Origin of the sequence: Labrenzia sp. 011 (assembly GCF_003075075.1) — a bacterium.
GTDB lineage: Bacteria > Pseudomonadota > Alphaproteobacteria > Rhizobiales > Stappiaceae > Roseibium.
This window is the reverse complement of sequence record NZ_QCYM01000010.1, coordinates 133,078-146,469: the sequence shown is the minus strand read 5'-3', so window position 1 is coordinate 146,469 and position 13,392 is coordinate 133,078. Positions and strand designations below refer to the sequence as shown.

General features: G+C 64.7%; 6 protein-coding genes. All 6 read right to left on the bottom strand.

The genetic code is table 11. The features are described from left to right. Positions 1 to 48: 48 nt before the first annotated feature. The 6 genes from addA to ahcY all read right to left on the bottom strand — a co-directional run bounded on the left by addA (position 49) and on the right by ahcY (position 13,173). On the bottom strand, positions 49 to 3,564 hold the full coding sequence (gene addA, locus DCO57_RS12740; protein ID WP_208977926.1) for a double-strand break repair helicase AddA: 3,516 nt from the start codon (positions 3,562 to 3,564) through the stop codon (positions 49 to 51). Then, on the bottom strand, positions 3,561 to 6,677 hold the full coding sequence (gene addB, locus DCO57_RS12735) for a double-strand break repair protein AddB (protein ID WP_208977925.1): 3,117 nt from the start codon (positions 6,675 to 6,677) through the stop codon (positions 3,561 to 3,563). The genes addA and addB overlap by 4 nt, the downstream gene beginning before the upstream one ends. 29 nt (positions 6,678 to 6,706) lie before the next feature. Further along, complete coding sequence (locus DCO57_RS12730; RefSeq protein ID WP_116699279.1) at positions 6,707 to 7,441, bottom strand: nucleotidyltransferase family protein; 735 nt, start codon at positions 7,439 to 7,441, stop codon at positions 6,707 to 6,709. A 59-nt stretch (positions 7,442 to 7,500) separates the two neighbouring features. Further along, positions 7,501 to 9,027, bottom strand: a complete 1,527-nt coding sequence (tsaE, locus tag DCO57_RS12725; protein ID WP_116699278.1) for a tRNA (adenosine(37)-N6)-threonylcarbamoyltransferase complex ATPase subunit type 1 TsaE — start codon at positions 9,025 to 9,027, stop codon at positions 7,501 to 7,503. Between the two features lies 1 nt (position 9,028). Further along, positions 9,029 to 11,371, bottom strand: coding sequence for a PAS domain-containing sensor histidine kinase (locus tag DCO57_RS12720; protein ID WP_244287934.1), 2,343 nt, complete (start codon positions 11,369 to 11,371; stop codon positions 9,029 to 9,031). A gap of 413 nt (positions 11,372 to 11,784) precedes the next feature. Beyond that, complete coding sequence (ahcY, locus tag DCO57_RS12715; RefSeq protein ID WP_116699319.1) at positions 11,785 to 13,173, bottom strand: adenosylhomocysteinase; 1,389 nt, start codon at positions 13,171 to 13,173, stop codon at positions 11,785 to 11,787. Positions 13,174 to 13,392: the final 219 nt, after the last annotated feature.

The following is a 13,392-nucleotide window of genomic DNA, read 5'->3' as shown; positions in this document are numbered from 1 at the left end:
ATGTAAGCGTGTCAGTTGGCACGAAGGTAGGTAGCCAAGGCCTTGCCGTCAAGCTGCTGTGCCATCCGGACGCAGAGCAGCGAAGGTTTCTTCCAGCATCTTTTCGGGAATTTCCATCAGCGCAGGTCCGGCCGTCCAGAGCAGATAGGCGCGAACCTGTCTTCCGGGATAAATCCGTTTCAGCATTTCCCGGTAAACACAAAGCTGTGCGCGGTATTCCTGCGGGACCTCGGCCACGGATTGCGGAGGATGGAGGTTGGTCTTGTAATCCACGATCGAAACGCGATCCGCCTCGACGAGAAGCCGGTCGATCTGGCCCGATATCTCGATCTGCGTCCCGTCGCCCGCGCGAATCGTCCCCACAAGCGGAACCTCCGCGCGCGCGGGCGCGGCGAAGAGCGGCCTGAACGTCTCTTCCTCGAGGATGGCACCGACTTCGGCCAGCAGGCGATCCCGGTAATGTTCGAACTCCGGTTTCAATGCCTGTTGCAGATAGGCGCCGGCGGCGGGCAGGCGGTCCGCTTCGGGAATATCGGGCAACAGCTCCAGCAACCGGTGAACGAGACGGCCCCTCTCCAGCGGCCATGAGGCCGGTTCCCTGCGGGCCTGAAGACGCGAGAGCGCAGGAACCGGTTCCACCCCCTCCTTTTCCTCCATGGCCTCGAAGGCCCGCGACGGCTGCAGGCGTTTTTTCTTCGGCAGGGGCCGGACCGGCTCGGAGAGCCAGGACGGCAGCGGCAGGTCCGCATCCTCTCCGGCCTGCGCAGCGGCCGGCCGGACTTCGGTCGGAGCGCTGCCCTGCGGGTCTGCGGTGCCCTGCTGCCAGCGCCAGGCCATGACATTGCCCGCGCGGTCCTTCAGTTCCCGGGCTTCCGGCTTCAGCGCCCGTTCGACCATGGAATACCAGCAGTTTTCATGGGCGCCGCGCTTGGGCTCCCAGCCACAGACGATCAGACGGTCTTCCGCCCGGGTCAGGGCGACATAGAGCAGGCGGCGGTATTCCTCCTCCTGGGACTGACGCAGAACCTGCACGGCGTCGTCGTGCCAGGGCATGCGATCGATCCTTGGGGGCAGCCAGACCAGCGCCGGCGGCAGGAGATCGTTTTCCAGACGCCGGTGCGGCAGGAAGGACGGATCATGTATGGCGCTGACAGGAGGCGCGCCCGGGTCGACCAGGATGACGGTCTTCGCCTCCAGTCCCTTTGAGCCGTGCACGGTCATGATGCGCACCATGCCCTTGGTGCTGGTCAGTTCACGCTTGATCTCCGTCGGGGCGGCGGCCATCCAGGCGAGAAAGCCCTCAAGGCCCGGCGTTCCGGTCTGTTCATAGGCGATCGTCAAGGCCAGGAACTCGTCGAGAACGTCATCCACTTCCACGCCGAGCCTGGCGCGAAACGCCTTGCGGCCGCCATCGGCACCACACAGCCGGGCATAGAACTCATAAGGGGGCACGAAGTCGGCGCGCGCGCGCCAGTCTTCGAGTCTTTCCCGCACCGCCTGCCACCTGGCGGAGCTCTCCGAGCGCCTGACCAGCATCTGCCAGAGCGTGCCGGGCCGGATCTTTTCGGGGCTCTCACGGGCAATCTCGAGAAGATCGTCATCCGTCAGGTCGAACAGCGGGCTCTTGAGGACGCAGGCCAGGGACAGGTCATCCTCCGGCAGCAGCAGGAACCGGCCGAGGGCCGCCAGATCCTGAACCGCGATATGTTCGGTCAGGACAAGGCGGTCGCTGCCGGCCGCCGGGATGTCGAGCAGCTTGAGTTCCCGGTTGAGCGCGTCGACAAACGGGCCGCGCTTGCGCACCAGGATCATCACCTCGCCGGGATCGGCCGTGCCGTCGCGCATCCAGCCGGCGATTTCGGCGGCGATCCGCCTTGCGACCTTGAGCATCGGGCTTCCGGAGCCGACATGATCGACCGGCTGGCGCCAGTCTTCCGGCTCCACCACTTCGGCTTCCGTCTCCAGCGGCCAGAGATCGACGATACCGGGGTCCCGGCGGATCGCCTCGTGCACCGGCGGCGCGACCTCCTTCGACAGCCCCCTGTGCGCGCTTTCGTCCAGGAACACCCGGTCGACGGCGGCGAGCACATCAGGCGTGGATCGGAAGGAAAGCTGCAGGTTGACGGAATGGAATTCCTGTGCGGCGGAGTTCGCCTGCTGCGAGAACTCCCGGCGCATGGCATCGAAATAGGCGGGCACCGCGCCCTGGAAGGAATAGATCGACTGCTTTTCATCGCCGACGGCGAACAGCGTGCGGGTTCTCTCATGCGCACCGGCGCCGGCAAAGAACTCCGCCGCAAGGGACTGGACCACTTCCCACTGGCGCGGGCTGGTGTCCTGGGCCTCGTCGACCAGGATGTGATCGAGCCCCTGATCGAGCTTGTACTGCACCCAGAGCGCCGCGTCGGACTTCCTGAGGAGCGTGGCCGTCTTGACTACGAGATCCTCGAAATCGAGGTAGCCCCGGGCCGTCTTGGCGCTTTCGTAGTGACGGATGACCGCATCGGCCAGACGCAGCAGGGCAACGGTACCCTCGAAGGTTACGACTTTCCGCCGTTCGTCCAGAAGCGCGAGCAGCCGCGCCTGTTCCTTCTCGAGCGCTTCGACCATGTCGGGAAACGCCTCGGCCACCTTCTTGGTGGCCAGAGAGCGGCGCGGTTCCAGTTTGGCCGTCAGGAAGATCTGCTGCCAGGCTTCCCGGAAAACCGACGGGTCGTGCAGCTCCCGGGCGGCAACAAGGGCCTCTGCCCGGGCCTGATCCGTCTTGGTGCCGGTCTGCAGGGCTTCCGCGTAACTGAGACAGACATTCCGGTCGAACGGGCATTCGTCCCTGAACCGGCTGTCGAATGTGGCCAGCCGGAGGGAGGGATCGACATCCAGCAGGCCGGCAAGTTCCCGGAGCGCGGCATGCAGATCTCCCGCGTCGACCGTCCAGCGACGGAAGGCGTCACGGTTCTGGATGAGTTCGTCCAGTGCCTTCTGCGCGCCGCCGTCGCTCATCAGGTCAATGACGGAGGCAAGGGCGTGGCCGAACACACTGTCCGGTTCCGTCTCCGCCCTGTGCAACACGCTGGCGCGGGCCTCGGCCATGAACTCGGCGGCGACCCGGTCGTCCAGAACGGAGAAATGTCCGGCCACATTGGCCTCAAGGGGAAACTGGTGCAGCAGGGCCTCGCAGAAGCCGTGGATGGTCTGGATCTTCAGGCCGCCGGGCGTTTCCAGGGCCCGGGCAAAGAGCCGCCGCGCCAGTGCAAGGCGCGCGGCATCCGGTCTCCGGCCCTCGATCTCCTCGAGCTCTGCGGCCAAGACCGCATCTTCCATCGTCACCCAGGTGCCCAGGATGCGGAAGACGCGGGTGGCCATTTCGGCGGCTGCGGCCTTGGTGAAGGTCAGCGCCAGGATCCGCGCCGGATCCGTGCCGTCGAGGAGCAGGCGCACCACGCGGCGGGACAGGACGAAGGTCTTGCCCGAGCCGGCATTGGCGCTCACCCAGGCGGAGGCGCGCGGACGGGAGGCCAGATCCTGCCGCTCCCTGGTCAGTTTCGGTATTTCAAATCCGCTCATGCCGGGTCTTCCTCCGACCCCAGAGCCCATTCCTGGGTGCGGGCGAGATGGTCGTAATCTCCGTTCAGCTGCCGCTCGCGCATCACGCGGGCGCGCGAAAGATAGCCGGTGTCCTGCTTGGCGTAGTGCGCGATCAGCTGTTCCAGCCGCGTCCAGGAATCCTCCACCAGATCCTCAAGAGGCGTTTCCTTCGGATTGCGCAGCGCTTCGATAACCGGCTCCGTTCCGCCCTTCAGCTGCAGATAGAGCAACTCGCGGATTTCCGCGTCCGACGGCACATCCTTGAAACCCGACCGCTTTATCAGGGCCGCCTCCAGCAGCAATTGCGGCGACAGCAGAGCTTCGACCTGCTTCTGGCTGGGGACCTGTCCGGTCTTGTAGTCGATCACGGACAGTCCGCCGCCGTCCAGAAGATCGATCCGGTCCGCCCGGCCGCGCAGGCGGAAGTCGAAACCGGGCAGTTTCATCTCCACGCCGCCGCCGATTTCCAGAAAGCGCCTGGTGACGCGCCTCGACCGGCCGGCCTCGTAATCGACGAAACCCCCGGCAATCCTCTGGAAGCGCGGCCACCACAAGGCGCGGATCGCGGGGAAGGCGTCCAGCGGTTCGAAGAGCTTCGCACCAATACCGATCAGCGCCGCGACAGCGGCATCGTCGAACGGGCCGGTCCACGTCATCAGGAATTGCGCCAGGGCGTCGTGAATGAGGTTGCCCTTGTCCGCGGCGCCCGGTTCGCCGCCGATGGGGTCCACCGGCTGCAGCTCCAGAACATGGCGGGCAAAGATCGCGTAAGGGTCGCGGATGAGGCGTTCGATTTCGGTGATCGACAGGGACCGGGGCCGGGCAGCCAGCGGCGGAAGCGGATTGGGCCGGGCGGCCGGTCTGACCGGCCCCTCGGGGCGGTCCAGCAGCGCGGCGAGCCGGGTGTACTGCTCTCCCTTGCGCTCCATCTGCCCGGTGACCACCGGCCCGGCCAGGGTTGTCAGCCGTTGCAGCCAGCGCGAGGCCACGGTCGGGGCGCCATCCGCCCGGGCGGCGCGTGTCAGCATGACCTGCCGTGCGCCCATGCCCTGCGCGAAGTCATGCGCCGACGCTCCCAGCCGGCGTTCGGGCGGCTCCAGTCCCATGCCCCGCTTCATCGGCCGGTTGAGCCAGGGATCGTTGCGGGTTCGCTGGGGCCAGATGCCTTCGTTCAGCCCGCCCAGAACCACGAAATCGAAGGCTTGCAGCCGCGCTTCCATCGGCCCCAGGATCTGCACCCTCGGATCCCCCGGCAGACGGCGGCGCACGGCCTGACCGGACATCAGGGCCGGCAGCACCGAGGGCCATTCGCCGGGCGGTATTTCCAGTCCGCTGGCTTCGGCTTCCAGAAGACCGGTGAGAAATTGCGCCAGCGCTTCTCCGGCTTCGCCGGAAAAGAGTTCATCGACCGACCCGGTCTCATCCGCAGCGACCGCCTGAAGCACGTCCGCATGCCGGGTAGCCAGTTCGATGACGGAGACCGGCTCGGCCTGCCCGGAAAGGGCCTCAAGCGGCGCCAGGGCAGACGAGAGCCGGTCCGCGAGGTCGGCGATCACGTCCCAGTCCTGGTCGTGGATCTTTTTCCAGCGCGGCACATGCGCTTCGCCGGCAGCGAAGCGGCTGGCCTCGATCGCGGCCTTCAATCCGCCGGTGCCCGGGCGGGCGCGCGGTCCGCGGATGACGCCGCGTTCGAGGGCGCGCGCGGCGGAACGGATGTCCCGGGCCGGCAGGCCCAGCCTGGCGAGCGGATGTTTCAGGAGCGCGAGCAGGTCTATCGGCTCACAGCCGCCGAGTGCCAGTTTCGCGGCCAGAAGGGCAAGGATCGCCGGTGCGGTCTGGTCAAGCGGGCGGCCGGCACTGTCGTCGACCTGGATATGCCAGCGGGCCAGTTCCGCCGCCACCCGGCGCGTCAGCATCCGGTCCGGCGAGATCAGCGCCGCGGTCTCGCCGCGGTCGATGGTTTCCCGCAGGGCAATGGCGACCCCCAGAGCCTCCTCCGCTTCGTTGCGGGCGGTCATGATCGCGACGCCCTCGAGAGCCTGCGCCCTCTGCTCCTCGGACCGCATGTCCAGAAACGCGGTCCAGCTGTCGGAGGTGTCCGCAGGCCGCAGGGCCTGGGAGACGAGTTCCTCGCGCAGGGCGAGACCGGGGGCGGGTTCCGGCCCGAGTGGCCTGACGTCAGACCGGGCAACGCCCAGACGGTCCAGCAGCTGCTTGAGGGAGTATTGCGGGTGAGAGGGGAGCGAAGCTTCGCCGGATTGAAAAAGAGGCCCTGCCCCCGGTGCCCGGCGCGCGCCCAGGGCCGCCCAGGCCCGGTCGTCCAGGTGCCGGTCAAGACCCGGCAGGACGATCACACCCTGCGAAAGACCGGCCACGACCTTGAGAAGTTCGGCGGTTGCCGGGACCGATCCCGTCACCCCAGCCACGATGACCGGTCCGGACGGTGCGCTGCCGGACAGGCGGCGGGCTTCGCGGCGAATGAGCGCGGACCGGCGCGCCTTCGGGTCCATCTGCTCCAGTTCGGCCAGATGCGCGGGCCAGGCCTCCTGGACGATCTTGAGAAAATCCAGCGTGATCTGCCAGTAGCGGGCGTGGTCCTCCGGCACCAGTCCGGCAAGCTCGGACCAGTCGGCCTCTTCCGTCTCGACCTCGTCCATCAGGGTGAGCAGGTCACCGGCAAGCCAGGCGGCGTCGGCCGTCGAGGCTGGCACACCGAGAGGTTCGTCGGACCGCAGGCTCAGCGCCTCCCGGCGCAGCATGCCCTTCCATGCCTTCACCAGCCGGGTCATGGCCAGATGACGCTCCAGCAGCGGCATCGCAGGCGGCAGAGCCTCCAGGTCCGGTTCGCTCGTCAGGCTCTGCGCATCTTCATCCGCATCGCCGACAGGCCGGATGGCGGGCAGCAGCACCGGACGGCCGGCGAATTTTTCCTGAAAGAGCTCCGGCAGCAGCCGGGCGGCACGGCGGGTCGGCAGATAGAGCGTTGCCGTAGACAGAAGCAGCGGGTCGTCCAGCGGGCGAAACCCCGGGACGAGCGTTCCCTCCGCCAGCGTGTCGACAAGCGTCTCGAGAAACGGAACGGCGGGTGACACGGAAAAAAGATTCGGCCGTTCCTCCATCCTCAGGCCGCACTTTCCCGCACGGCATATTCGGCGGCGCGAATGGCTTCCGGCGTGCCGATATGAAGCCACAGCCCCTCCATCTGCACCCCGAACAGCCGATCGGCCTCGATGGCCTTGTCGAACAGCTTGTTCATGGAGAACGGTCCGTCCGGCGCCCCCTCGAACAGGCGCGGATGCAGGATCGCGGCTCCCGCATAGGCAAAGGGCGTCACGGCTTTTTCCTGCCGCCGGGTCATGGAGCCGTCCCTGGCCATTTCAAAATCGCCCCGGCCGGAATAGCCGACGGCCTTGACGGTTTCCGCCACCAGAAGCAGCGCGTCCATGCGGGTCTCGTCCCAGGCGTCGATCATGTGTTCCAGGTTCGGCTTGACCCCCTCCACCCAGTAGCAGGTATCGGCGTTGAGCTGGAAGAAGGGCTCGTCTCCGAGCAGGGGCAGGGCCTTCCTGATGCCGCCGCCGGTCTCCAGCAAGAGATCCCGCTCGTCCGAAATGACGACCTCCATGTCCTGGCGGCGGCGGACATGCACCTCCACCAGATCTGCAAGATAGTGCACATTGACAATGCATTTCTCGACGCCTGCGGCAGCAAGCCTGTCCATGCCGTGATCGATCAATGCCTGACCGTTGACCTCGATCAGCGGCTTGGGGGTCGTCGCCGTCAGCGGGCGCATGCGTTTGCCCAGGCCTGCGGCCAGGATCATAGCGTTCTTCGGGCGGTAGCGCGTGTGTGTCATGGTTCTACTCGGCTGATTGCAAACGGCCCCGTTCGTCCATCCTGTCCCCGGGGCAAAACTCAGGGACGGTAGCGTGCGTACCAACCTTTCAAATCCGACAGGGCAGGCCTGTCAAGCACCCGGTCAAGGTATCCCTGCATGCGCGGCAGATGCGCCAGATAGGCCGGCTTGTCGTCCCGCCGGGCCAGACGGACGAAAATCCCGAGTATCTTCGATATCCGCTGCGCGGCCATGACCGCATAGGCCCTTGTAAACCCGGCCCTGTCGAAACCGGCCGCCTGACGTTCCCTGGCAGAGACATAGGCATCGAAGAGTTCGGTTTCCAGTTCGGGGCCGATATCCGTCCTGGCATCGAATGTCAGAGCCGCCACATCATAGGCCACCGGGCCGATGACCGTATCCTGAAAATCGATCAGACCGATGCGGTTTTCTCCGGCCGCGCCCTCCTGCCACAGCAGATTGGGCGAATGAAAGTCACGCAGCACCCAGCCCCGCTGCGTCTCCGCGATACTGTCCAGCGCGGCCCGCCACAGGGTTTCGAAGTCCCTGCGGGTGCCCGCGTCCGCAGGCGCGCCGGTGGCTTCCGGCACATACCAGTCGAGAAACAGTGAGGCCTCCGCGACCAGGGCGTCGGTCGAATAGGCAGGAACCTCGTAGACCGCCCCCTCCTCCAGGGCGACGGCCCGCGGCCAGGAAATGCCGTGCAGTCGCGCCAGAACATCGACGGCGGCGCGATAGCGTTCGGGGACGGGTGCTCCGTTCCGGACGATGGTTTCGCTGCCCAGATCTTCGGACAGCACCAGTCCCCTGGCCAGATCCGCTGCATAGATGCGCGGTGCCAGAAACCCGTGCCGCCGCAGTTCCCCGCCGATCGCGACGACCGAGCGGCAGTCCTGTGCCAGATGGACCTTCTGCATGTAGGCCCGGACCGTTTCGGACACCGCATCATCGTGGAAGGGCCAGCGCATCAGAACGGCGGTGCGGTCCCCCGCCTCGACCGTTTCGAAGGTCCGCAGGGAGGCGTCCCCTGCCAGAAAGCGGCGCCTGGCGCCTTGAAACTCTGTCCGTTCGACAAGGATGCGGATATCCCGCGTAAGCGCCATCCGCGGCTGCCATTGCGGGGCAAGGGACCCGAACTCGTAACGGCGGGCATCGGTATCCTCCTCCGGCTGGGTGATCCGGATCCACAGGGCGTCCTGCGGCAGAAGGCCTCCCGCCATTTCCGGCCATTCGATCAGCGCCGCGCCGGTTGCAAGCAGGTCGTCCAGCCCGAGTTCCTCAAGTTCCTCGGGCTCCTCCAGCCGGTAAAGGTCGAAGTGAGACAGATCGAACCGCTCGAACGCATAGGTCTGGACCAGGGTGAAGGTCGGGCTCGGCACCTCCAGTTCGGGATCACCGGCGAAGGCGCGCAGCAGGGCCCGCGCGAATGTCGACTTTCCGGCCCCCAGATCGCCTGACAGGCAGACGACATCTCCGGCCTTCAGGACCAGTGCGAGGTCGTTTGCCAGCTGCCGGGTTGCGGACTCGTCGGCAATCTCGATCGTGAGGAAGGAAGCGGGCAGCTGCTTCGGGTCGCGCTCTGCCATGCTATTCGGCGGCGGCCTGATCCGACAGTTCGGGCCGTGCGGGGAAAACGCAGGAAACCGTGGTGCCCTTGCCTTCCGCGGACTCGATGTCGACGGTGCCGCCGTGCAGTTCCACGAAGCTCTTGACGATCGCAAGACCGAGGCCGGCTCCCTGCCGCCGGGCGCCGGTGTCGTGGCCCACGAAGCGGTTGAAGACCTGGGTCAGGATTTCGGCGGGGATGCCATAGCCGTGATCCTTGACGATGAAGGTCACCGAGTCGTCTCCCCGGCTGCAGCTGATATCGACGACGCCATCGGCTTCCGAATAGCGCACCGCGTTGGAAATCAGGTTGAACAGCACCTGGCGCAGACGCTTTTCGTCGGCGACCATCATGCCGATATCTTCCGGAACATGGGTGCGCAGGTTGATGCGGGCTTCCGCGATCCGGTCCTTCAGACCCTCGACGGCCGCCGAGACGGTCGAAGCCACGTCGACCTCGCCAAGGTCGAGCTCCATGATGCCCGCATCGAGGGTCGCAAGGTCCAGAATGTCGTTGATGATGGCCAGCAGGGCGGAGGACGAGGACTGGATATATTCGGCGTATTCCCCCTGCTTCTCGGACAGGTCGCCGAACTTGGGATCGGCCAGAAGCTGGGCGAAGCCGATGATGTTGGTCAGCGGCGAGCGCAATTCGTAGGACACGTGCTGGATGAAGGCGTTCTTGATCTGGTCGGCCTGTTGCAGGGCCTCGTTCTTTTCCAGCAGCGCCCGCTCCACATTCACGCTGTCGGTGACATCGACGAAGGTCACCAGCGTGCCACCGTCGGGCAGCGGTACGGTGGCGTAGTCGAGCACGTCGCCATTGTGACGCTCCAGACGGCTGACCTTCTGGGTGCGGTTGTCGAGAAGACCGGTGACATTGCCGGCAAGCTGTTCCCAGGCGGCTTCCTCGGTCGCGTTCAGGGTGCAGGCGGAGACCACTTCCTTGACATGCGGCAATTCCGAGAGCTGGTCTTCTTCCAGGTTCCAGATACGGCCGAACGCAGGGTTCCACAGGCGCAGGCGACCATCGGAGCCGAACACGGCGACGGCTTCGGACAGATTGTCGAGGGTTTCTCCCTGCACGCGGGTCAGCGCGTTGTAACGGCTTTCCAGATCGAGCTGCTCGGTGACATTCTCATAGATATAGGTGACGCCGCCCTGCGGATGCGGGTTGGCGATGACACGTAGTGTGCGGCCGTCCGGCAGATGCCACCAGCTTTCCCGGGCTTCCAGGGACTGGTAGCTCTCCAGCATCTTGTTGCGCCAGACGCGGTAGTCCGCCTGTTCCGGGATCTTGCGCGCGGCGCGCAGAGCGTCGAGGACGGCCCCATCTTCCGGATTGCCTTCCAGAAATGCCGGATCGAGGTCCCAGAGCTGGCGGAAGGCGGCGTTGTAGAACTGCAGCTTGCGGTCGTTGCCGTAGATGGCGACAGCGGCGGCGAGCTGATCCAGGGTGCGGCCGTGGAATTCCTCCGCGCGGCCGAGTTCCTTGCGCGCCTGTTCCAGCTCACTGATATCGACGGCAATGCCGGCTCCGCCGACATTCGCGTTGACATCGGTCACCTCGAACACCCGGCGCTCGCCGGAGGCGACGATCGGAATGCGGGCGTTGAAGCAGCCGTCTTCCGTCCGCTGAACGGCCATCGCCGTGCGGGCCGCCGCGTCCAGGAAGGTGGCTCCCTGCTTCACCGCGGTTGACGCATCCGGCATTTCCACGGCTTCGGCATAGGCTTCGTTCGCCCAGATCAGGGCGCCTTCCGCATCCCGCTGCCAGGCGGGTGCCGGCATGGCATCCAGAAGCGCATGCAGCATGTGCAGTTCACCGGAGATCTTGGCGTTGCGCGCCGAGAGTTCGGCCTGCATCTGCCGTTCGCCGGTCAGGTCGCGCAGGCGCAGGACGACGGCACCGCCGGTCGTGCGGCCAAGCGCCTCGACATAACTGCCGGTGCGGGTTTTCAAGGTGGCGGTGAAGGCTTCGCCGGTGCGGAACAGCATGTCCAGATGACGTTCCAGATCGTCGGCACATTTGGCTGTCAGCCAGCTACCGAAGGCGAGGAGTTGTGCGGGCGGGCGTGGAACCCCGGATTTTTCCGGCAGGATGCCCCAGATCTGCGGCATGGCACCGTTGCCAGTCCACACGATCACGCGCTGCTCGTCCGTATTGAGCATGGCTTCCAGGCGGTCCACCCGGAATTTCAGGTCGCCTTTTTCCTTTTCCAGCGCTTCGAGCAGGATCGCGGAATTCTTGCGATGACGCACGAGGGCCGTCGCGGCGGTCACGGCGAAGACACACATTCCGCCGAGCGCACCAAAAAGAATCATGCTATCAGGATTTATCGCCGCCACGGCGTCCGCGAGCATATCGGCAGCCGCCGGACCGGAAGACAGTCCGAAGCACGCCATTGCGGCGCCGCCGACCTTGACCCTGCTCAGACTCCAATCTCGCCACGTCGTGCCCGATCGCACGCCGTCCCTGCTGCCTTTCGGCATTCTGTGATCCCCTTATGCCGCCATGTCCCGCCTTTGCGGGCACAGCTCCCAGTTTATGGGAGCAAATCAAAGACATCTGCCTCCTGGCCCTTGATTCGCTTAAACCATAACCTTTTTGAGAATCACGCAGAAGAGTCCGTTTCCGAAAAGTTAACAGGACCCTTCAAATTGAAGGGTCCTGCATTTTTTTGTTCACAGTACCGAATCGATGCGACGACTACATCTGGTGTGCCGTCATTACTGAATCAGTATTTGTAGTGTTCTGCCTTGAACGGGCCGGTCTTGTTAATCCCCAGATATTGAGATTGTTCGTCCGTCAGTTCGGTTAACGTGACGCCGAGCTTTTCCAGATGAAGGCGCGCGACCTTCTCATCCAGGTGCTTCGGCAGCACATAGACTTCGTTCTTGTACTGATCGCCCTTCGAGAAGAGTTCGATCTGCGCCAGCACCTGGTTGGTGAAGCTGGCCGACATGACGAAGCTGGGATGACCGGTGGCGTTGCCGAGGTTCACCAGACGCCCCTGGGACAGAAGAATCATGCGCTTGCCGTCCGGGAATTCGATCAGGTCGACCTGATCCTTGACCGGCCGCCACTTGTAGTTCTTCAGCGCCGCGACCTGGATCTCATTGTCGAAATGGCCGATGTTACAGACGATCGCCATGTCCTTCATGCCGCGCATGTGCTCAAGGGTGATGATGTCCTTGTTGCCCGTGGCGGTCACATAGATGTCGCCTTCCGGCAGGGCCTGTTCGATGGTCTTGACCTCGAAACCGTCCATGGATGCCTGGAGGGCGCAGATCGGATCGATCTCGGTGACGATCACGCGGGCGCCGGCGCCGGCCAGAGACTGGGCGGACCCCTTGCCCACATCGCCGTAGCCGCAAACCACGGCAACCTTGCCGGACATCATCACATCCGTGCCGCGACGGATGCCGTCGACCAGGGATTCACGGCAGCCGTAGCGGTTGTCGAACTTGGACTTGGTGACGCTGTCGTTGACGTTGATCGCAGGGAACGGCAACAGGCCTTTCTTCTGCATTTCATAAAGACGCATGACACCGGTGGTGGTTTCTTCCGAAACACCCTGGATCAGGTCGCGCTGGCGGGTGAACCAGCCGGCGCTGGACGCCATGCGCTTCTTGATCTGGGCGAAAAGATATTCCTCTTCTTCAGAGGTCGGGTTCTCGATGAGATCCGTCTCGCCGGCCTCGACCCGCGCGCCGATGAGAATATAGAGGGTGGCGTCGCCACCATCATCGAGGATCATGTTCGCCCCGTCGGGGAAATCGAAGATCTTGTCGGCATACGCCCAGTATTCTTCCAGGGTTTCGCCCTTGATGGCGAAGACCGGAATGCCCGCGTCGGCGATCGCGGCAGCGGCCTGGTCCTGGGTGGAGAAGATGTTGCACGACGCCCAGCGCACTTCCGCCCCCAGCGCAACCAGGGTTTCGATCAGCACGGCGGTCTGAATGGTCATATGCAGGGAACCTGCGATACGGGCACCCTTGAGCGGCTTGGATTCACCAAACTCGGCGCGGCAGGCCATCAGGCCCGGCATTTCGTATTCCGCGATCTCGATTTCGGTGCGGCCCCAGTTGGCGAGCCCGATATCCTTGACAATGTAGTCGGTCATGAAAGTGTCCTGCTTTTTTGCAGCCGGCTCCAAGTGCCTGGCCTTTTGAAGACAACCGCTCCTCCTGACGGAAAGAAAGCCGATGGAGGCAAGCCGGTCGCTGTCTGCCGGTCTCCGGCATCGTCCGGAAACCATTGGCAGGGGTTATAACGCCCGCCGCCACATATCGCAATAAAGATATAAAGAATTCTTTATATCTGCTTGAGGCCGCGAATCCGG

Coding starts and splice junctions, on each gene's coding strand:
- tsaE (WP_116699278.1), bottom strand. CDS start 9,027: ATGGCAGAGCGCGACCCGAAGCAGCTGCCCGCTTCCTTCCTCACGATC.
- ahcY (WP_116699319.1), bottom strand. CDS start 13,173: ATGACCGACTACATTGTCAAGGATATCGGGCTCGCCAACTGGGGCCGC.
- DCO57_RS12730 (WP_116699279.1), bottom strand. CDS start 7,441: ATGACACACACGCGCTACCGCCCGAAGAACGCTATGATCCTGGCCGCA.
- DCO57_RS12720 (WP_244287934.1), bottom strand. CDS start 11,371: ATGATTCTTTTTGGTGCGCTCGGCGGAATGTGTGTCTTCGCCGTGACC.
- addA (WP_208977926.1), bottom strand. CDS start 3,564: ATGAGCGGATTTGAAATACCGAAACTGACCAGGGAGCGGCAGGATCTG.